An 18406-nucleotide genomic window follows, 5' to 3' on the forward strand; every position below is an offset into this window, starting at 1 on the left:
GGGAATCTTTCATGGGCAAGTTAACCCGGCTCATCTATGCAAGCCGAGCGAATTTCCGGCCAGTTGAGGCATCCCAGGGTGTGGAGCCAACGGTTGGCCGCATCCTGTTCCAGAGCAGGCGCAACAACAGCCGCCACGGAATCAGTGGGGTGCTCTACTTCGGTGACAGCCATTTTTTCCAGGTACTCGAAGGCGAACCCCAGGCAGTCAATGAAACTTACCGCAGGATTGGTGCAGACAGCCGCCACCGGGACCTGACGGTTCTCTCGCAACTGCCCGTGAAAGAGAGGCTTTTCAGCGACTGGTCAATGAAATATGTCCCCGCGGAAAATTCGGTAAAAGCCTTCCTGGCCAAGCGGGACTACCTGCGCTTTGCTCCCCTGCGTTTCAGCAAGTCCGAGGCGGAAGAGCTGGCGCGACTTTTCCACCGGCAACAGGCAGAAGGCGAAGGTTCCGGTCCACTACCTGCCCGCCGCTTCAGCCTGCGCAGGCTGCTGCCGTTCTGACACAGGGAGGGGGAAGGCGGCAGGCACACTGAGTGTCACTATACTGACTGCCGTATTGACCGTTGCCGGATAAAGGGGGCAGGATAGCCACTGGAATTCCCGGAAAGCCCCACCATGTCAAAAGTGCCGCTAGTGTTGTTACTCACAGTGCTCCTTTCACTTGCACTGCCCGCCAGTGCCGGAGAGGCCTGTGTGATACTGCTCCACGGGCTCGGCAGGTCCGACGGTTCGATGGAGAAACTGGCGGAGGCTATCCACGAGGCGGGCTACGACACAATCAACGTCGATTACCCCTCCACGGAATATCCCATCGAGACATTGGCGGGGCGCGCCATCGCCCCCGCACTGGATCGCTGTGGCAGTGCCGCAGAAATCAATTTCGTGACCCATTCAATGGGTGGAATCCTTGTCCGCCAGTATCTGAGCCGGGTGCCAATAGAGAACCTGGGGCGCGTGGTGATGCTCGGGCCACCCAACAATGGCAGTGAGGTGGTGGACCGGCTGGGTGACTTCCCCGGGTTTCACTTCGTGCTCGGCGACGCCGGGCTGCAGCTGGGCACCGGCCCCATGAGCATCCCCAACCGCCTGGGTGCCGCCAACTTCGATGTGGGCATCATCGCCGGAACCCGGAGTATCAACCCGGTCCTATCACAGATGATTCCCGCCACCGATGACGGCAAGGTATCAGTGCAGAGCACCAGGCTCGAGGGCATGCGCGACCATATCAGCATGCCGGTGACCCACGTGTTCATGATGAAAAGTGATGCGGTGATTGCCCAGGTGATCCATTACCTGCGGCACGGCAGTTTCCGTCGCCAGGAAACCCCACTGGAACAGGGGCCGGCCCGTACTAAGCTGAATTGAGCATTGATTCGCTTGGACAACTTCCCCCGGAGACCAGGATGCGCGCCCGCCCAGCAGGTATTGTGCCCCTTGCCCGCTATATCAGCGCGGCACCTCTCCCTGAACCATGGCCTGGGAGGTACCGGGGGCACGCTGGGTGACCGGGACTGACACGCCGGAAATCAAAGAGGTATTCCGCTTGACCCGCCTTGGTCGGCAGGGAAGCCACAGATGACAGTCCAGCGCTCTTTACCGGCCCAGGAAGAGAGTTCCGAGGCCATTCGTGAGCTGCCGGGCAAGGTGGACGAGAGCGTTGTTGGCGCCCTGGCGAAAGTGGACGGCTGGGTTGCAGACGCCATCCAGCACACTCCCAACTTCATTGCGGCGCTGTGCATCGTCGTTCTGCTCTACCTGCTGGGGCTTCTCTTCGGGTTCCTCACCAGACACCATTTCAGTCGGCGCGGACGGGAAAACCTGGGAGATGTTCTCGGCGGCCTGGTCAAATGGGTACTGTTCGGCATCGGCTGCCTGCTGGCAGCCACGGTGGTGATGCCCACCCTGAATCCTGGCGACCTGGTCGCCGGGCTGGGTGTGGGTTCCGTTGCCTTCGGCTTCGCCTTCAAGGACATACTCCAGAACTGGCTCGCCGGCCTGCTCATCCTGATCAGGGAACCTTTTCATGTAAACGACCAGATCCGCATCGGGGAATTCGAGGGTACGGTAAAGAAGATCGAGAATCGTGCCACCCTGATCCGCACCTATGATGGCCAGCGTGTAGTCATTCCCAACAGCGATATCTACACCACCGCTGTGGTGGTGAAGACCGCCCACCCCCTGCGTCGCAGTGAATATGACATTGGCATCGGCTATGGGGACGACCTCGACCATGCCTGCGAGGTCCTGGTTGCAGCGGTCAGCAAGGTCGAGGGGGTACAGGATAAACCGCCTGTCGAGGCACTACCATGGGACCTGGCTGCCAGCTGGGTCACGATACGGGTCCGGTGGTGGACCCACAGCCGCCAGACCGACGCAAACCATATTGGCGCAGCGGTGATACGCGCCATCAAGCTGGCCCTCGATGAAGCCCATATCGATATGCCCTTCGAAACCCGGGTGGAACTCTTCCACGACCAGACCGAGGCGGACGATGGGGACCGCAGCCGCCAGCGGGAGGGCTGGCCGGCGCCGCCGGAGGGGGAGACCAGGCCCCGCTGGCGCGCGCAGGCAGAAGACCCTTGAGCAGTAGCTGACTGCATCCCGGGGCGTATCGATTCAACCCGCGGGAGGAAAACGCTATCCTCTGCACTGAATACAACACCAGGGTGCAGATATCGATGGTTCAATGGCAGTGGTCCCGCTTCACCGCACTGGATAACCGGCAGCAGTATGAAGTCCTGCGCGTACGCCAGCAGGTGTTCACGGTGGAGCAAAACTGCGCCTACCAGGATGCCGACGGCAAGGACTGGGTGGCCTGGCACCTGTGCGGCTGGGCGCCGGACGCGGATGAACCACGCCTGCTCGCCTACCTGCGTGTCGTGGATCCGGGAGAAAAGTATGCCGAACCTTCCATAGGCCGGGTACTCACCACAGCTGCCTCGCGTGGCTCCGGGCTCGGGCGGGCCCTGATGGGCCGGGCCCTGGAGCACTCGGATCGGAGCCACGACGGGGCCGCGATCCGTATCTCCGCCCAGCGGCACCTCGAGGGTTTCTACCAGGAGTTTGGGTTCGAGCAGGTGTCCCCGCCGTACGACGAAGACGGTATCCCGCATATCGAGATGCTTCGCCCCGCCCGCCTGCGCTGACACCGGCCATCGCTGTTTGCCTGAGACTGCCGTCAGTGCTTCACGTTGCTGGAAAACAGGTTAATGATCACTACGCCGGCAATGATCAGGCACATGCCCAGGATTGCCGGCCAGTCGGGTATCTGGCGGTACACCACCGCCCCCGCCACGGCCACCAGCAGGATGCCGACGCCGGCCCAGATGGCGTAGGCGATTCCCACCGGGATGGTGCGCAGCACCAGTGCCAGCATGTAGAACGCCAGGGCGTAGCACGCCACTACCACCAGGGAGGGCAGCAGCCGGGTGAATTCCTTCGATGCCTTGAGGGCGGTGGTGCCGGCAACCTCGGCGACAATGGCGATGGCCAGGTACAGGTATGCCATAACTTCCCGTTAAAAATATCGATTGGCAGACAGTTGGGGGGCCATCCGCCCCCCCACCCTTGGCCCCTCCCCTCGGCGGTCAGGACCTGGGCACTACGGATAGGTATAGCTGGCCTGGAGTCCCAGCGGCAGGCCAATGGACCAGTAAATCACCAGGAACACCGACCAGCACAAAAGGAAGGCAACTGAATAGGGCAGCATCATAGAAACCAGGGTGCCGATACCAGTGCCCTTCACGTAGCGCTGGCAGTAAACCACCACCAGCGGGAAATACGGCATCAGCGGGGTAATGATGTTAGTGGAGGAATCCCCAACCCGGTAGGCCGCCTGGGTCAGGTCCGGGGAGAAACCCACCTGCATCAGCATGGGTACAAAGATCGGGGCCAGCAACGCCCATTTGGCCGAGGCGGAACCCACGAACAGGTTTACAGAGCCCACCAGCAGGATAATGCCCATTAGGGTAACGGGTCCAGGCAGGTTCATCGCAGCCAGCAGGCCGCCGCCCTCCACCGCCAGTAATGTACCCAGCCCCGAACGACCGAATTCGGCAATAAACAGGGCGCAGAAAAAGGCCATCACGATGTAGTAGGACATGGAGCCCATGGTCTTCGACATGGAGTCGATGACATCTTTCGACTTGCCGAAAGTGCCGGTCAGGTAGCCAAAGACCACCCCCGGAATAATGAAGAGCAGGAAGATCAGCGGCACGATCGACTTCATCGCCGGTGCACCGAAGGATGCCAGCTGGCCTGAACCATCGCGCAGGGCCGAGCTCTCCGGCAGCATCCAGGCCACCAGCCCGCCAATGCCGGCAGCCATCACCAGCAGGGACCAGCGCAGCGCGCGCCGTTCGCGCTCGCCCATGTCCTGCATCACCGGCATCTCATTCTCGTCCCCGTCAATTTCCACGTCCCTGAGGCGCGGCTCAATTACCCGGTCAGTGAGCCACCAGCCCAGCAGCACGATCACCAGGCAGGAAGCCGAGGTAAAGGCCCAGTTATTCAGTGGATTGAGCTGTACCTGTGCATCGACGATCTGCGCTGCAGACTGGGTAAAGCCCTGCAACAGGGGATCGATGGCCGAGGGCACGAAGTTGGCAGAGAAACCACCGGAAACTCCGGCAAACGCGGCCGCTATGCCGGCCAGCGGATGGCGCCCGGCGGCATAGAAGATCACCCCGCCCAGCGGAATCACCAGTACGTAGCCCGCATCCACCGCCGTGTGGCTGACAATGGCGACGAGGATCACCATTGGGGTGAGCAGCATCTGCGGGGTCACTCCCAGCAGTTTTTTCAGGACCGCATTGATAAACCCGCTCTGCTCTGCCACTCCCACACCGAGCATGGCCACCAGCACCACCCCCAGCGGGGCAAAGCCGGTAAAGGTCGTGACCATATTGGAGAGAAAATATGCGAGAGACTCCCCCGAGAGGAGATTATTGATGCGGATGGCCTCGCCAGTGGCCGGGTGCTGCGCGTCAAAGCTCACCCCGGACAAGAGCCAGGAAAACACCCACACGGTGACCATCAGGATCAGGAAGAGCACCGCCGGGTCCGGCAGGCGGTTGCCGATCACCTCCACCCGGTTCAGCGCCCGGTTGACCCAGCTGTTTTTATCAATGCTCTTGCCACCATCTACACCGGCGGCAGAACTCGCCTCAACTTCACTCATAACAGGGCTCCCTGTATCTGTAGTTATTGTGCTTGTTTGTTGTTCTTATACATCTATCCGTGGGCCCGGGCCCGCGGATGGCTACATTGAGCGAATGCGCCGGCGAGCCGGCAACGCAATCAACCGATCTTGCGGATGCCCACCGCCTGGCGCAGCCTGTCGATAAACGGCGCGGCATAGGCGCGGGCTTTCTCCGCACCTTTTTCCAGCTCGCGCTCGATTTCCGCCGGGTTGGCCAGCAGCTCGTTGTAACGTTCGCGGGCCTCGCCAATCTGGCTGTTGACCAGCTCGAACAGCTGCTTCTTGGCCTCGCCCCAGGCGATGCCCTCCTCGAACGCCTTGCGCATCTCCGCAGTCTGCGCCTCGGTGGCGAAGGCCTGCCAGACCTGGAACACGGTGGAGGTATCCGGATCCTTGGGCTCACCCGGCTCCAGCAGGTTGGTCTTGATCTTGTTGATATGCTTCTTGAGCTGCTTCTCCGTCAGGAACAGCGGGATGGTGTTACCGTAGCTCTTGCTCATCTTGCGCCCGTCGAGCCCCTGCAGGACCGCCACATGGTCATCTACCACGGCTTCGGGCAAGGTAAAGTGCTCACCGTAGTGGTGGTTGAAGCGCTGGGCGATATCCCGGGCCATCTCGATGTGCTGGACCTGGTCCTTGCCCACCGGCACCTTGTTGGCGTTGAACATCAGGATGTCGGCCGCCATCAGGATCGGGTAGCTGTAGAGACCCATGTTGATGCCGAAGTCCGAGTCCTCGCCATCGGCGCGATTCGCATCCACCGCGGCCTTGTAGGCGTGGGCGCGATTCATCAGGCCCTTTGCGGTCATGCAGGTGAGCAGCCAGGTGAGTTCAGGGATCTCATGGATATCAGACTGGCGATAGAAAACCGCATTGTCGGTATCGAGGCCCAGCGCCAGCCAGGTGGCGGCGATCTCCAGCGTGGAGCGGTGCACCTGCTCCGGGTCCTGGCACTTGATCAGTGCATGGTAATCTGCGAGGAAGTAGAACGACTCGTTGTTCTCCTCCTGGCTGGCGGCAATCGCCGGACGAATGGCGCCCACATAGTTGCCCAGGTGGGGGGTGCCGGTGGTGGTAATGCCGGTCAGGACACGCTGCTTGCTCATAAATCCAAGGGTTTCCGTGCTACATATCTGGTAGAAAGCTGGACGCCCATGATACCCGTTTCGGCGGCGAGGTTGTATGCCGCGCAAACAGGCGACCCTGCCCACTTTTTGATCGCATCGGTTCCCGTGCAGGGCCGTAGCGGAACATGGTTCACTTACTGGTGTCCTGCAGGTTAAGGGAGGCTTGCACACTTGGGGAGAGAGATTCGCGACCGGGCAGGCCGGGCCGAGACTGCCGCGCCGCCCGATTACATCCGGTTTACCCTCGAGCGCAGTTTCGAACCCCGCGTCCAGATCCAGCTCGACCTGGACCGCGCCAGGCTGCGGGTGGCGAGCTGGTGCTGGCTCGCCCCGTCCGGCGAGGATGCCGCTGTCACTGTGGTGGAAACCGCGTTTATCGATCGCATACGCGGGCTGGCGGCCTCACTGGGTTCCCGCACTGCCCGCGACCAGGAATCGTTGGGGCTCGACGGTTCAACCTGGACGATCGAAGTCTGCATGGCAGGGGAATGCCGGAGCCGGAGGCTCTGGCTGCCCCGCTCGGGCCCGGAGTATGAGCTGGGCCGGCAGCTGTTCGAGCGTGCGGCAAGGCTCATCCCCCTGGGCGAGCTGTACTGAGCCCTGCGCGACGGCACCGCGTCGCCCGGCATGAGAAAAGAAAACTTACTGAGGATACCCATGCCCAGAGAGATCGAGAGAAAGTTCCTGGTCGACCCGGCGTTCGCCCGCACGCTCAAAAGCGGTACTGAGATCAGCCAGGGCTACCTGCCGGTCGCGGGGAAGTCGGTTGTCCGCGCCAGGATCTATGGCAGTCGTGGCTACCTCACCCTGAAGGGGGAGACCCGCGGTATGACGCGCACCGAGTATGAATATGAAATACCGCTGGACGACGCCCGTGAAATTATCAGCAGCCTGTGCGAGGGGCGGGTTATCGAGAAGACCCGCTACCTGGTAACAGTGGGAAAGCACGAGTGGGAGATCGATATTTTCTCGGGCAGGAACCGTGGCCTCGTGGTCGCAGAAATAGAACTGGCCGATGAACAGGAAGCTTTCGAGCGCCCCACATGGGTGACACAAGAGGTCACCCATGATCCGCGTTACTACAACGCCAACCTGGTTGAGACGCCCTTTGGGGACTGGTGATAAGATAAACCAGTGCCACGCCGCCACCCGGGACGCGCGGCCAGGGCTGCCAGGCGGCGCGGTTTTGTTTTGAGGAGGCGCAGACTTTCATGATCAAACGGGTGCTCGCCCTCTCCGGCCTCGCCGTCTCGGCAGCTTTCATCGCCCTGCTCGCCTTCCCCGGCCTGAAATACACCATCTACCGGGAACTTCCGGTGGATCTTCGCTGGAAAATCTCCTACCTCACCAGCGACAAGTTCCTGGTAGGTATGGTTTTCCTGATTGAACGGGACAACGCCCTGCTGCTGGTCCGGCACCGCTACCAGGACGCCTGGGGACTTCCCGGAGGCTGGGTTGAGCATGGGGAAACCATCGAGCAGGCGGTGCGACGGGAACTGCGGGAGGAAATCGGGGCGCGGGTAATTTCCACCAGTGTCATGGAGGTGCGGAAGCCGGCCTATACACCGGTGGTCGATATTGCCGTCAGGTGCCAGATCGAGCCGGGCGAAATGCTGTTCAATGACAGCGAGGTGGTGGAAACCCGTTTCTTTCCGCGGGAAGGGCTGCCCGACGATATTCTCTATACCCATAAACCCTACATACAACGCTTTATCGCCCTTTCCGGGCTCGCCACAGCGGCCTCCGCCGAGCCGCGGCCGGCGACGGGAGCGACGCCGGTGCCATGATGACACCAATGCGCAACAGGCCCACGGCGACCTGTTAAACTTGGGCGCGGCCGCCTCTGGCCGGCAGTTTCGCGGAGTTTTTAGGGGGAATTGGACACGGTCATGTGCAGCCTGTTCGACGCAGACGATCACGCCGGTATCCAGCGCTTCCTGGAGCAGGCGGGAGCGGGGCATCCGCAGCGGATGATCTTTGGTCGCCGCCAACGGCCAACCAGCAAGATCAGTATCGTCACCGGCCGACATGGCCAGCCGGAGCTCGAGAACGCCATCTGGCATCTCTACCTGCAGAAGGAAGGCGGTGAGTACCGGCCGCACAAAAAATACTGGTCGATCAACAGCAACTGGCGGAAGCTCCCGCAGCGGCCGGAGTATCGCCACTCCCGCTGCCTGATCCCGGCCAACGCCTGGGTGGAGAGCCAGCACGGCGAGCACCCGGTGGAATTCAGTTTTGGCCTGCCGTTCTTTTTCTGCGGCCTCTACAAGGTATGGGAGGGCGGCCGGCTATTGAGCTGTTCAATCATTACCCTGCCGGCCCACCCGATGACCGAGCGCTTTCATGATAAAAGCCTGCCGATGATCGCGCCCCCCAGCAGCTCGTTTATCCGCCAGTGGTTATCCCCTGACGCGGATACCGGTCAGTTTGCGCCATACCTGCAGCCGCGGGTGGAATACGCGGGACGCCTGCTGCACTACCGGCCACTGAAGCGTGCGACCTCAACCGAGTACACCGGCCCTGAGGCCCCCGTCGATGAGGCCCCGGACCATTGAAGACCTTCCTCGCGATCATCCTCCTGGCCGTCCTGGTATGGGTGCTGCCCTATTACTGGCAGAAGTGGCGGCGCCGCTACCTGCGCTCCCGGCCGCTGTCCGCGGCCCGGTATCGCTCGCTGCAGGCAGCCCTGCCCTTCTACTCGGCCCTGCCGCCGGCGGCCCGACGCGAGCTTTGTGCCAATGTCAGCCTGTTCCTGCACGACAAGGAATTTGTCGGCTGTGACGGCCTGCGCCTCAGCGAGCAGATGCGCGTAGCTATCGCCGCGTGGGCCTGCCTGCTACTGGTCGGGCGGGAAAACCGCTGCTATCCGGCGCTGCGTACGGTGCTGGTTTACCCGGACACCTACGTGGCGCGGGAGACGCACTTCGAAGGCCTGGTAGAGACCACGGCTGACAGCGCACGCGAGGGGGAATCCCACTACCTGGGACCGGTGGTATTGTCCTGGGCAGATATTGAGGAAGACCTGTACCACCCGGAGCATGGGCGCAATGTGATCGTCCACGAGTTCGCACACAAGCTGGATGAGGAAGACGGGGTTTACGACGGGAGACCCCTGTTTGCCCAGGACCAGTCGGGCAACAACTGGGCGCCGGTATTTCGCCGGGAGTATGAACGGTTGCGGGACAGGGTGGCAGGCGTCGGCGATGGCCACGTCGGGCCGGTAGGCCCCGGGGTGCGGGAGAGCGGGGATGGGATATCGATCCTGGACCCCTATGGCGCCCAGTCACCGGCCGAATTTTTCGCTGTGGCCTCCGAGGCCTTCTTTACGCTGCCCGACCAGCTCCGCCACCACCACCGGGACCTCTATGGGGAACTGCAGGCGTTTTACCGGCTGGACCCGGCCGCGTGGCATGGCGGTGAACCGACAATCGGACGGGGCTAGCCCGGTTGCAGCCTAATAGTCCCTTTTCCACTGCAGTTCCACACTGCCCGCGCCGCTCTCGTTACTGCCCGCGGACTTCAGCTCCAGGTTGAGGTTTTTGCGCAACTCGATCTGCATTTCCGCCTGCCAGGGATTGAGGGGGTCGGTACTGCGCTGTAGCTCGATGAAGATCCGGCTGGTGATGTATTTTCCCAGGCTGAGGGCGTAACGATCCTGCCCTTCCTCGCCCTCCTCGCTCTTGATATCGAAGGTATCCACGCCCAGCAGCTCACGGGTCTTGGCCAGCGGATCGAACCCTGCGCCGTTGCCCTGCAGGGTGCGGACCACAGTCACCAGGCGCACTGCCTGCAGGGGGGAGATATCGGTGAGGGATTTGCCGAACAGCAACTGGGCGAAAATTTCGTCCTGGGCTGCCGCAGGGGTCGAGCTGAATTCGATATCCAGGTCATCGGTCGTTCCGGAAATTTCCGCGATAATCTCGCCCTCGCTGTACTCATGCCGCCCCTTCACATAGATGGCCGCCTCGCTGTTCTCGAACAGCACCCGCCCCTCGAGCAGCTCAAAGCGCTTGCCCAGCAGGTCGAAATTACCGCGCACAATCGTCAGTTCGCCAGAAGCATCGGGCTCGGCTGCAGTGCCGCGCACATTCACCTGGCCCTGCAGTTCGGAGTTGAGTCCCAGGCCCCGCACATAGGACTGCTGGTCCAGCACAACCTGCACCGCCAGCGCAATGTTCTCGAGTATCGGCGGGCCACCGGTGATGTCCCCAAGTCCCACCTCTTCTTCCACTTCCACCACCTCGATTTCCGGGATGCTGCTGCCAAACAGCTGTTCCACCTGCACTTCCAGGGGACGCAGCACCAGCCTGCCCTCCAGGCGCGAGGCCTCGGTGGTACCCGTCAGCGCCAGGGTGCCCGAAACAGCTCCGCGCACGGCGGGGCTATTGAGCAGGTGTAACCGCCGGGCCCGCCCCTCAAATGCCAGCCGCGGCGGGCCCGCCTCCGGGAAGGTCACTTCACCACCGATATTGATACTGCCATCCTCTCGATCCTCTGCTCGCGCCCGCTCCAGCACCCACCGGTCGGGGGTCAGGCGGGCGAGGATATCGATATTGCGCAGGCGGGTATTGCTGGGCCGGTGTTCGTAGGAACCATTTTCCAGGCTCAGCTCGCCGCGCAGCTCCGGCCTGTCCAGGGTGCCGTCGGCGTTGACGGTAAAACGGAGCTGGCCACGCATGGCGTGGATCCCCGGATCGAGGAACGCGCCCACCACCGCCAGATCAGCGCTGCCCTCGCTGTCGAGTTCCAGCGGCACGGGCGGCGCAGGCGTATCGGGGGAGAGCAGGGCTTCGAGCATCTCGGCCACCGCCAGCCGGGCGCTGGCCTGGGCGGCGCGGCGGGAGCCGTGGTCGGCTACCATTTCGACCAGCAGCAACCTGCCCTCGGTCCTCCAATTGAGCGATGCGCGCAGCGGTTCGATGGCGCCACGGGAGCCAGCCGCGACACTATCGAGCACCAGCTCCCCCTGCAGCTGCGGGTTGCGCGGACTGCCGGTGGCGGTGGCCTGCAGCGAAATCTCGCCGCGCTCGTTCAGCTCCGCCGGCAGGCCCAGCTCCAGGTCCGCCAGCACAGCATTGGCTGTCAGGTCCAGGTCCAGCTGTTTCTCATTCAGGGTGCCCTCCGCAACCAGCCGGTTGCGCCCGGCCCAGAGCAGGTCGACACCGGTAAGGGAGATGCTGCCCTGGCGATAACCGATTTCTCCCCTGAGGTGCCAGGGCTTCTCCTGGAACTCGCCGCTGGCGAGGATATCCGCCCGGGCCTGGGGGCTGGCGAAAGGCCCGGAAAACTCGCCGTCGAGGCTCACCTCCCCCTCCAGTGAGGGAGGCAGGGATATCCCTGCGAGTTGCGCCAGTGAAACGGGAATGTTGCGCCCCGCCACAGTGCCGCGGGCGCGCTTCCGGCGCGGCTCTACCACGCCGTCGAGCTCGAGCCATGCACTCCCCGCCCCCGCCAGCTGCTCGGCCTCCCGCGCGAGCTGGTGCAGCCGGCTCGGGGTCTGCCGGGGCGCATCCGGCTCCTGGCCCTCCATATCGGCGAGCGGGGATTGCCGGCCGCGCAACGCCGGCGCGTCGAAGCCCCGCCCCGGATCCATACTGGAGAGTTCGAGCCGGACCCCGTCCAGCAGCAACCGGTCGAGGTTGCCGGCGATTCCGCCGCTCAAGCGGTAGCGGTACTGGCGGTACTTGCCGTCGGATTCCACGCTGGCATCCAGCCGGGGCTTGTCCCAGGGACCGCTGACCCTGAGGTCCGATTCCAGGCTGATGGCGATGCCCTCGAGTTCAGGCGCATCGAGCAGGAGGCGTGGGGGAAACTGGTCAGCGGTTGCAGACAGCTCCAGCGCCAGGGTCTGCTTTTCCAGCGACACCCGGCCCCCACCCCGGATAGCAAAGCGATCCCCCTGCAGCGAGAGTTCGCGCAGCCGGATCTCTTTCAGGTTGCCGCTGGCGGTGGCCTGCAGGCTGGTTTCCAGGTTGCGGTAAACTGGCCTGGCGCGGATCCGGGCGGTGAAATCGGGGTTTCCCCAGGGACCATTGGCGCTCACCACCAGGCCGTCGACGGAGCCGGACAGCTCCGGGGGCAGCTCCACCTGGCTGTCTTCCGGTAGCGCGGCCAGCAGCCCGCGGATGTCGTCCATTTCCAGGCGCGCCAATTCTCCCTGCAGGTCGATCGTCTCGGCCCCGACGTCTATCGCACCGTCAAGGTCGAGACGTGCGTCGGCATATTCGAGGGTCGCTCCTTCCAGCTGGATTACCTCATCGCGGGTTGCCACACGTCCCTGCAAGTGCACGGGCTGGTGTCGAAAACTGCTGCGCAGTTCCACCATGCCGGATACATTCGGCAGTGACAGGGGGCCGCGCACCGACAGGTCAGCTGTCAGCCAGCCACCCTGGAGGTAGTCCTGCCACGGCTGCGTGATCGCCAGTGGCAGCCGGTCGAGACGGACCTCCGCATCGACACGATCGCCGGATACGCTGCCGGATATATGATGGGAAGTGCCATCCACCGCCAGCGCCAGGCCCTCGCTCCCGACCTGCCACGGGGACAGCGCGATTTCTGCCGGACCGACGAGGGAAAAACGATGGGCCACCAGCGGGAGGGAGAACTCCTCGATATCCAGCGCCAGCCGGTCACCTGACTCCCTCACGGTAATCAGGCCACGCGCATCCAGTGCCTGCCCTGCCGGCAGCTGCAGCAAACGCCCGACAAAACCACCGCTGTCCTCGCGGGCCAGGAACTCCAGCCGGAACACGCCTTCCCGGATCTCTTTTGCCTGCAGGCTGGCCTCCAGCCCGGCGCCATTCAATTCGCGCAGCTCGAAGGACAGCCGTGTCGGCTCATCCTGCCAGCGGAAGCGACCATCGGAATCCAGCGCCACCACGGGCAGGTCCGGGTAGCGCGAATCGATGATCCGCAGCCGGCCGATATCCAGTTGCCCCAGGCGGATGGCCGGGACCGACATCGGCCGGTCTTCCACCTCGGCCTCCACCCTCTCGGTCCGCTCCTCCAGCAGCGACTGCAGTACATCCATGTCCAGCAGCAATTCCGCGGCGCGGATCCGCTCGATATCCAGCTGTCCGGAAATCAGCGCGCCGAGGTCAATGCCCACCGCGAGGTCACGGCCCTGGAGCAGCACCTTGCCGCGGTAATCGACCTTCAGGGAGCTGAAAGACCAGTGTCCCAGGTGCTCACTGGCCATGCGACCGCTCTGGATTGCCAGCTCTGGAACCATTCGCTCGGCTACCAGGAAGGCGCCCCTGGTCAGGGAGACCCGGCCCGAGCCGGTGCCGGCAAAATACAGCAGTGCCAGCAGCAGCATCAGCAATATGCCGGATATCATCGCCCCGCGACCGCTGAGTGAATGCCACAGGCTGCGTAATACCGACCCGAGCGCGCGCACATAACCAGAAGCCAGGGCTGACAGGGAACGCTTCATGTCAGAACGCCTGCCCCAGGCTTACGTACACCTGGAAGTCATCGTCAAGGTCTTCCCGCTTGTCCAGTGGAAAGGCGACGTCGAAACGTACCGGCGCAAATGAGGTGAAATAGCGCACGCCGAAACCCACGCCCCAGAACAGGGAGTCGAAACGTGGCTCAGGATCCAGGTATGCGTTGCCGCCGTCGACAAAGAGCACGCCACCCCATTTTTCGGTGATACGCAGGCGCCCCTCCAGGGAGATCTCACTCAGCGCGCGACCACCGATCGGGTCGCTCAGGCGCGGCTCGCCATCCGGCTCTTCGGGTTCGATCAGCCGGCGCGGCCCCAGTGCCTGGTAGTCATAGCCGCGCACAGAGCCCCCGCCTCCGGCATAAAATCGTTCATCTGCCGGTACATCGAAATTATCTGCGCCGGAGATCACGCCGGCTTTTATACGCAACGCCAGTGTTGGCTCAAAGCGGGTTTCGGCAAAGGTGTGGTAACCGGTCGCCACCGCGATGCTCCTCACAAAGCTGGTGCCGCTGTCACCGAGATCCAGATAGGGCTTCACCTCCAGCGCGGCGGTTGCGCCCTTGCGCGCATCGAGGGGGTTATCGGTGGTGTCCCACTTCAGGCCGAGGGGAAAGGCCAGCAGACTGTAGTTTTCGGTTATACCCCCGTCTTCCTCCACTTCACTGAACTTCAACTCCGCCCCGACACTTGCCGTGCGGTGCTTGCTCAGGTCCCGGGATATAACCGCCCCCAGGCGGAGGGACTCTGCCGTATAGGCATCCACTTCCTTGTTCGAAAGCTCTACCTGTCCGGTAAGGCCCTGGTCATCCCGAAGGAAACGCGGCACCAGCAATCGCGCCTCCAGCGACTGCTGGACCGGGTTCGCCTTGCTTTCGATATCGATTTTCTCGCCGCGCCGGAATACATTGCGATGTTCCCAGCCGGCAGACACACCGGCTCCCTCGCTGGAGGTGTAGCCCACCCCCAGCTTTACGGTGCGGTGCTTTCGCTCCTGCACGCGAAAGGTGATATCCACCACCCCACCGTAGGGCTCTGACACCTCGGTGCCCACCCCTGCAACCAGGTTAGTGCGCAGGAGGCGAAGCTGGGCGGCATCCAGCTGGTTGCGCTTGAAACACTCCCCGGATTCAATCTTGAGTTTGTCGCGCAGGAAGCCGGCATCCACCGACTCCAGTCCCTCGACGTAGACCTGGCCTACCACCACCTCCGGGCTCGGGGCCACCCGGTACACCAGCCGCGCCGCTGCCTCACTGTGGATCACGGTGGCCTTGTAGCTGACATCCACATTGAGCAGGCAGGCATTGTCGTTCAGGTATTGCTCGATGACGGAGACTCCCTCCTTCACCTTGGTGGCAACCAGGGGATCGCCCACCCGCAGTGGCAGGCCACCAAAACCGCGTTCGAGCTGCGACGGCATCTCCACCCTGATGCTCTTGATCAGGTAGCGGGGGCCTGGCTCGATGCGGTAGAGAATATCGCCATCGCTCACAGACTCCCGGATGTTACTGTCGTAGTACCCGCGGGAGCGTAGCAAACGCTCCAGGGATCCCCTCTCGTAACGCGCGACGTCACGGGGATCCTCGTAATTTTCCAGGACATTGCTGCCTTTGCGCAGCTCCTCCAGCTGCTCCTCCAGCCACTCCTGCAGCTGGCGATCGCCCTCTACCCTGACGGTAAAGTCCGGCAACTGGTCAAAGAAGGGAATCGCACGCGCCACCTGCAGGGGGCCGAGAAGCACTGCCGCCAGGAAAAAACCGGTTAATACGCGCAAATAACTCATCCATTCTATCTGGAGGCCGCGGCCTTCCTGTCCGAACTGCCGGGCCGGGAAAGCGCCCTGCTGCTACGATCACTTTTCCCGCCGGAAGTTGCGCCGATGCTGAGGGTGCTTTCAGCGGGTGGGGCGGGACTGGCCAAGCAGCGGATTACAGTCCCGGATAATGACCCGTCCCTCCAGGATGTTGCCCTTGGAGTACTCGGTGAAGATGCACTGGTTGGTCTCCGGGTCATAATTCTCGATCCAGAGGTTGTCCTCCTTCCAGGTGGCGCCGATATGACGCTGCCCTTCTGGCACATTGATACGCATCACGCCACCGAAGCGTTTAACGAATACCTGTTCGAAATGAAAGTAGTACGCCAGCCAGCCCACGAGAAAGAAGATAACAGCGCCAATCGCACCGATTTTAAAGCTGCCCATGCGGCTGCCGGCAAGAAGTGAAAGGACAACCAGCGCGATCACTGCGGCCCAGTAGAGATAGGTAATCATTAATGCTATTCCGTGCAGATTATTGGACGTTATATCAGGCGTTTCGTTTTACCAGCGAGCCTTGCGGCGGTCTGGTCGGGTCGACCAGGCAGGGGGTTATTGGTGCCGGATGCTCGCAGGCATATCAACAGGATGCGCGCCAGTCATCCGCCAAGGGCCCTGCAGATTGGCGGCCCGGATAAAGGGTAGCGCAGATTGACAGGATTGGTACAGCGCCACAAGCGGGGCTGCAGTAAGTGGAGATTTGCGGCCGGCGCCACCCGGCCGCATTGAAACCCGTTAGCCTTCCGCCAGTTCTGGCAGGTTTTCATATAGCTTGAGCGCCTCCGGGTTGGCCAGGGCTTCCTGGTTTTTTACCGGCTTGCCGTGTATGACGTTGCGCACCGCCAGTTCCACGATCTTGCCACTGATGGTGCGGGGGATATCCGCCACCTGGATCACCTTGGCGGGGACATGTCGCGGTGTTGTATTGGCGCGGATGGTCGACCGTATTTTCTGCACCAGCTCGTCGTCGAGCTCCACACCTTCGCGCAAAACCACGAAAAGTATCACCCGTACATCATCGCCCCACTCCTGCCCGATGCAGATACTGTCGAGGACCTCCTCTACCTTCTCCACCTGGCGGTAAATCTCGGCGGTGCCGATCCGGACCCCGCCCGGGTTCAGGACCGCATCGGAGCGCCCATAAATGATCACTCCACCGTGCCCGGTAATCTCCGCGTAGTCACCGTGCGCCCACACGCCGGGCCAGTTCTCGAAATAGGCAGCGCGATATTTGGCGCCATCCGGGTCGTTCCAGAAGCCGACCGGCATGCAGGGAAAGGACCTGGAGCACACCAGCTCGCCCTTCTCCCCGATCACCGGCTGGCCGTCATCATCCCAGACCTCCACCGCCATGCCGAGGCCGCGGCACTGCAGCTCGCCGGCGTAGACCGGCAGCGCAGGGTTGCCGAGGGCAAAACAGGAAATGATATCAGTCCCGCCGGATATGGACGACAGGCAGAGGTCCGCCTTGATATCGCGGTATACGTAGCGGAAACCCTCGTGGGCCAGCGGCGAGCCGGTGGAGAGGACCGCGCGCAGCCGCTCCAGGTTGTGGCTCTCGCGGGGCTTGATACCGGCTTTTTCCAGCGCGGCGATGTATTTGGCGCTGGTGCCAAAGACGCTGATGCCTTCCTCGTCCGCCATATCCCACAGGCTCTCGGGAGCGGGATAGAAGGGCGACCCATCGAACAGCACCAGGGTGGCACCGCAGGCAAGTCCGCTCACCAGCCAGTTCCACATCATCCACCCGCAAGTGGTGAAGTAGAACAGGATGTCATCCCGGTCCAGGTCACAGTGCAGGCGGTGCTCCTTCAGGTGCTGCAACAGCGTGCCGCCGGCACCATGCACAATACACTTGGGCACACCGGTGGTACCGGAGGAATACATGATATAGAGGGGGTGGTTGAACTCCGTCTGTACGAAGGTCAGCGGGCGCTCGGGCGCACCGGCAACGAACTGCTCGAGGGTCAGCGCCCGGGGCAGCTCCGCGATGGCCGCGGCTGTATCCTCTGCGGATCGGGCAACCGGCACCATCACGATTTTCTCTATTGACTCTATACGCGCAGCGATTTCGCCGATACGCGGCAGCGAGTCAATGGTCTTGCCGTTGTAGAAATAGCCCTCACAGGCGAACAGCACTTTCGGTTCCACCTGGCCGAAACGATCCAGCACGCCGTTGATACCGAAGTCCGGCGAGCAGGAGGTCCAGATGGCACCCAGGCTGGTGGTCGCCAGCATGGCCACCACCGTATCGATCACGTTGGGCATAAAGCCGGCCACGCGGTCGCCCTGCTCCACTCCCTGCTCCGCCAGCGCGGCTGCGAGCCGCTCCACCCGGGCGAAGAGCCCGGCATAGGTAAGCTCGCGCCTGCTGCCGTTTTCCAGCCGCTCCACCAGCGCGGTGCGATCATCGCGAAAGCGCAGCAGGTTTTCGGCGAAGTTCAGCCGCGCCCCGGGAAACCAGCGCGCCCCGGGCATCTCGTCATTCTCGAGCACCGTGTCGCCGCGCTCGCTGGCGAGCACACCGGTGTGGTCCCACAACAGTTTCCAGAAGTCCTCGCGGTTCTCCACCGTCCAGCGGTGCAGCGCGTCGTAATCTTCCAGCTCGGTCCTGAAGCGCTCGTTCACCAGGCGACGGAACTGGTCCATTTGCGTCGAGGCAACGGCCTCGGGACTGGGCTGCCACAGGGGCTGCTTGGAGTTGCTCATCTCTTCTGACCTTCCGGGTTCGTTATTGTCGGGGCGCAGAAACTTAAGGCGCGCGTCATCAGGGCACAATCATGCCTTGGTCTTACATTTAATAAAATTAAAAAT

Annotated in this window: 16 protein-coding genes; 9 read left to right on the forward strand and 7 right to left on the reverse strand. The window is 62.6% G+C overall.

What is annotated here, in order from left to right:
* Nucleotides 1-11 precede the first annotated feature (11 nt).
* From BLT26_RS00765 to BLT26_RS00780, 4 genes are all read left to right on the forward strand, one after another.
* Entirely contained in the window at nucleotides 12-506 is a 495-nt protein-coding gene (locus tag BLT26_RS00765; RefSeq protein WP_091506604.1) for a BLUF domain-containing protein, read from the forward strand.
* A gap of 192 nt (nucleotides 507-698) precedes the next feature.
* A complete protein-coding gene (locus BLT26_RS00770) occupies nucleotides 699-1370 on the forward strand; it encodes an esterase/lipase family protein (protein ID WP_245720536.1) in 672 nt (223 codons plus the stop codon).
* A 210-nt stretch (nucleotides 1371-1580) separates the two neighbouring features.
* Nucleotides 1581-2588, forward strand: coding sequence for a mechanosensitive ion channel family protein (locus tag BLT26_RS00775; RefSeq protein ID WP_091506611.1), 1008 nt, complete (start codon nucleotides 1581-1583; stop codon nucleotides 2586-2588).
* Between the two features lie 95 nt (nucleotides 2589-2683).
* A complete protein-coding gene (locus tag BLT26_RS00780) occupies nucleotides 2684-3151 on the forward strand; it encodes a GNAT family N-acetyltransferase (RefSeq protein WP_091506615.1) in 468 nt (155 codons plus the stop codon).
* A gap of 32 nt (nucleotides 3152-3183) precedes the next feature.
* Here BLT26_RS00780 and BLT26_RS00785 read toward each other — a convergent pair whose 3' ends face one another.
* From BLT26_RS00785 to BLT26_RS00795, 3 genes are all read right to left on the reverse strand, one after another.
* Nucleotides 3184-3513 (reverse strand): DMT family transporter, encoded by a 330-nt coding sequence (locus tag BLT26_RS00785; RefSeq protein WP_091506617.1) that lies wholly within the window; start codon nucleotides 3511-3513, stop codon nucleotides 3184-3186.
* 93 nt (nucleotides 3514-3606) lie between these two features.
* A complete protein-coding gene (locus BLT26_RS00790; RefSeq protein WP_091506620.1) occupies nucleotides 3607-5184 on the reverse strand; it encodes an AbgT family transporter in 1578 nt (525 codons plus the stop codon).
* A 119-nt stretch (nucleotides 5185-5303) separates the two neighbouring features.
* Complete coding sequence (locus BLT26_RS00795; RefSeq protein WP_091506623.1) at nucleotides 5304-6311, reverse strand: tryptophan--tRNA ligase; 1008 nt, start codon at nucleotides 6309-6311, stop codon at nucleotides 5304-5306.
* A 192-nt stretch (nucleotides 6312-6503) separates the two neighbouring features.
* On the opposite strand from BLT26_RS00795, the gene BLT26_RS00800 reads away from it, so the two are divergent.
* The 5 genes from BLT26_RS00800 (at nucleotide 6504) to BLT26_RS00820 (ending at nucleotide 9774) form a co-directional block, all read left to right on the forward strand.
* Nucleotides 6504-6929: a hypothetical protein gene (locus BLT26_RS00800; protein WP_091506627.1), complete on the forward strand. Its 426-nt coding sequence runs from the start codon at nucleotides 6504-6506 to the stop codon at nucleotides 6927-6929.
* A 60-nt stretch (nucleotides 6930-6989) separates the two neighbouring features.
* Nucleotides 6990-7454 (forward strand): CYTH domain-containing protein, encoded by a 465-nt coding sequence (locus BLT26_RS00805; RefSeq protein ID WP_091506630.1) that lies wholly within the window; start codon nucleotides 6990-6992, stop codon nucleotides 7452-7454.
* A gap of 89 nt (nucleotides 7455-7543) precedes the next feature.
* Nucleotides 7544-8119 carry an NUDIX domain-containing protein gene (locus BLT26_RS00810; protein ID WP_091506634.1) on the forward strand — a complete coding sequence of 192 codons (576 nt, stop codon included), beginning with the start codon at nucleotides 7544-7546 and terminating at the stop codon, nucleotides 8117-8119.
* 102 nt (nucleotides 8120-8221) lie between these two features.
* Complete coding sequence (locus BLT26_RS00815) at nucleotides 8222-8887, forward strand: SOS response-associated peptidase family protein (RefSeq protein WP_091506638.1); 666 nt, start codon at nucleotides 8222-8224, stop codon at nucleotides 8885-8887.
* Nucleotides 8884-9774 (forward strand): M90 family metallopeptidase, encoded by an 891-nt coding sequence (locus BLT26_RS00820; RefSeq protein ID WP_091506640.1) that lies wholly within the window; start codon nucleotides 8884-8886, stop codon nucleotides 9772-9774. The genes BLT26_RS00815 and BLT26_RS00820 overlap by 4 nt, the downstream gene beginning before the upstream one ends.
* A 12-nt stretch (nucleotides 9775-9786) precedes the next feature.
* Here the strand turns inward: BLT26_RS00820 and BLT26_RS00825 are convergent, their stop codons facing one another.
* From BLT26_RS00825 to BLT26_RS00840, 4 genes are all read right to left on the reverse strand, one after another.
* Complete coding sequence (locus BLT26_RS00825; RefSeq protein ID WP_091506643.1) at nucleotides 9787-13767, reverse strand: translocation/assembly module TamB domain-containing protein; 3981 nt, start codon at nucleotides 13765-13767, stop codon at nucleotides 9787-9789.
* A 1-nt stretch (nucleotide 13768) separates the two neighbouring features.
* Nucleotides 13769-15562: an autotransporter assembly complex protein TamA gene (locus BLT26_RS00830; protein WP_091506647.1), complete on the reverse strand. Its 1794-nt coding sequence runs from the start codon at nucleotides 15560-15562 to the stop codon at nucleotides 13769-13771.
* 111 nt (nucleotides 15563-15673) lie between these two features.
* Nucleotides 15674-16048: a hypothetical protein gene (locus BLT26_RS00835; protein WP_091506650.1), complete on the reverse strand. Its 375-nt coding sequence runs from the start codon at nucleotides 16046-16048 to the stop codon at nucleotides 15674-15676.
* Nucleotides 16049-16327: 279 nt separating this feature from the next.
* Nucleotides 16328-18301 carry an acetoacetate--CoA ligase gene (locus BLT26_RS00840; protein WP_091506654.1) on the reverse strand — a complete coding sequence of 658 codons (1974 nt, stop codon included), beginning with the start codon at nucleotides 18299-18301 and terminating at the stop codon, nucleotides 16328-16330.
* Nucleotides 18302-18406: the final 105 nt, after the last annotated feature.

Origin of the sequence: Microbulbifer yueqingensis (assembly GCF_900100355.1) — a bacterium.
GTDB lineage: Bacteria > Pseudomonadota > Gammaproteobacteria > Pseudomonadales > Cellvibrionaceae > Microbulbifer > Microbulbifer yueqingensis.

What these genes read in the sequence shown, in the direction of transcription:
- BLT26_RS00765 (WP_091506604.1), top strand. Translation starts at nt 12, where the DNA reads ATGGGCAAGTTAACCCGGCTCATCTATGCAAGCCGAGCGAATTTCCGG.
- BLT26_RS00815 (WP_091506638.1), top strand. Translation starts at nt 8,222, where the DNA reads ATGTGCAGCCTGTTCGACGCAGACGATCACGCCGGTATCCAGCGCTTC.
- BLT26_RS00840 (WP_091506654.1), bottom strand. Translation starts at nt 18,301, where the DNA reads ATGAGCAACTCCAAGCAGCCCCTGTGGCAGCCCAGTCCCGAGGCCGTT.
- BLT26_RS00775 (WP_091506611.1), top strand. Translation starts at nt 1,581, where the DNA reads ATGACAGTCCAGCGCTCTTTACCGGCCCAGGAAGAGAGTTCCGAGGCC.
- BLT26_RS00835 (WP_091506650.1), bottom strand. Translation starts at nt 16,048, where the DNA reads ATGATTACCTATCTCTACTGGGCCGCAGTGATCGCGCTGGTTGTCCTT.
- BLT26_RS00825 (WP_091506643.1), bottom strand. Translation starts at nt 13,767, where the DNA reads ATGAAGCGTTCCCTGTCAGCCCTGGCTTCTGGTTATGTGCGCGCGCTC.
- BLT26_RS00785 (WP_091506617.1), bottom strand. Translation starts at nt 3,513, where the DNA reads ATGGCATACCTGTACCTGGCCATCGCCATTGTCGCCGAGGTTGCCGGC.
- BLT26_RS00830 (WP_091506647.1), bottom strand. Translation starts at nt 15,562, where the DNA reads ATGAGTTATTTGCGCGTATTAACCGGTTTTTTCCTGGCGGCAGTGCTT.
- BLT26_RS00805 (WP_091506630.1), top strand. Translation starts at nt 6,990, where the DNA reads ATGCCCAGAGAGATCGAGAGAAAGTTCCTGGTCGACCCGGCGTTCGCC.
- BLT26_RS00810 (WP_091506634.1), top strand. Translation starts at nt 7,544, where the DNA reads ATGATCAAACGGGTGCTCGCCCTCTCCGGCCTCGCCGTCTCGGCAGCT.
- BLT26_RS00795 (WP_091506623.1), bottom strand. Translation starts at nt 6,311, where the DNA reads ATGAGCAAGCAGCGTGTCCTGACCGGCATTACCACCACCGGCACCCCC.
- BLT26_RS00780 (WP_091506615.1), top strand. Translation starts at nt 2,684, where the DNA reads ATGGTTCAATGGCAGTGGTCCCGCTTCACCGCACTGGATAACCGGCAG.
- BLT26_RS00790 (WP_091506620.1), bottom strand. Translation starts at nt 5,184, where the DNA reads ATGAGTGAAGTTGAGGCGAGTTCTGCCGCCGGTGTAGATGGTGGCAAG.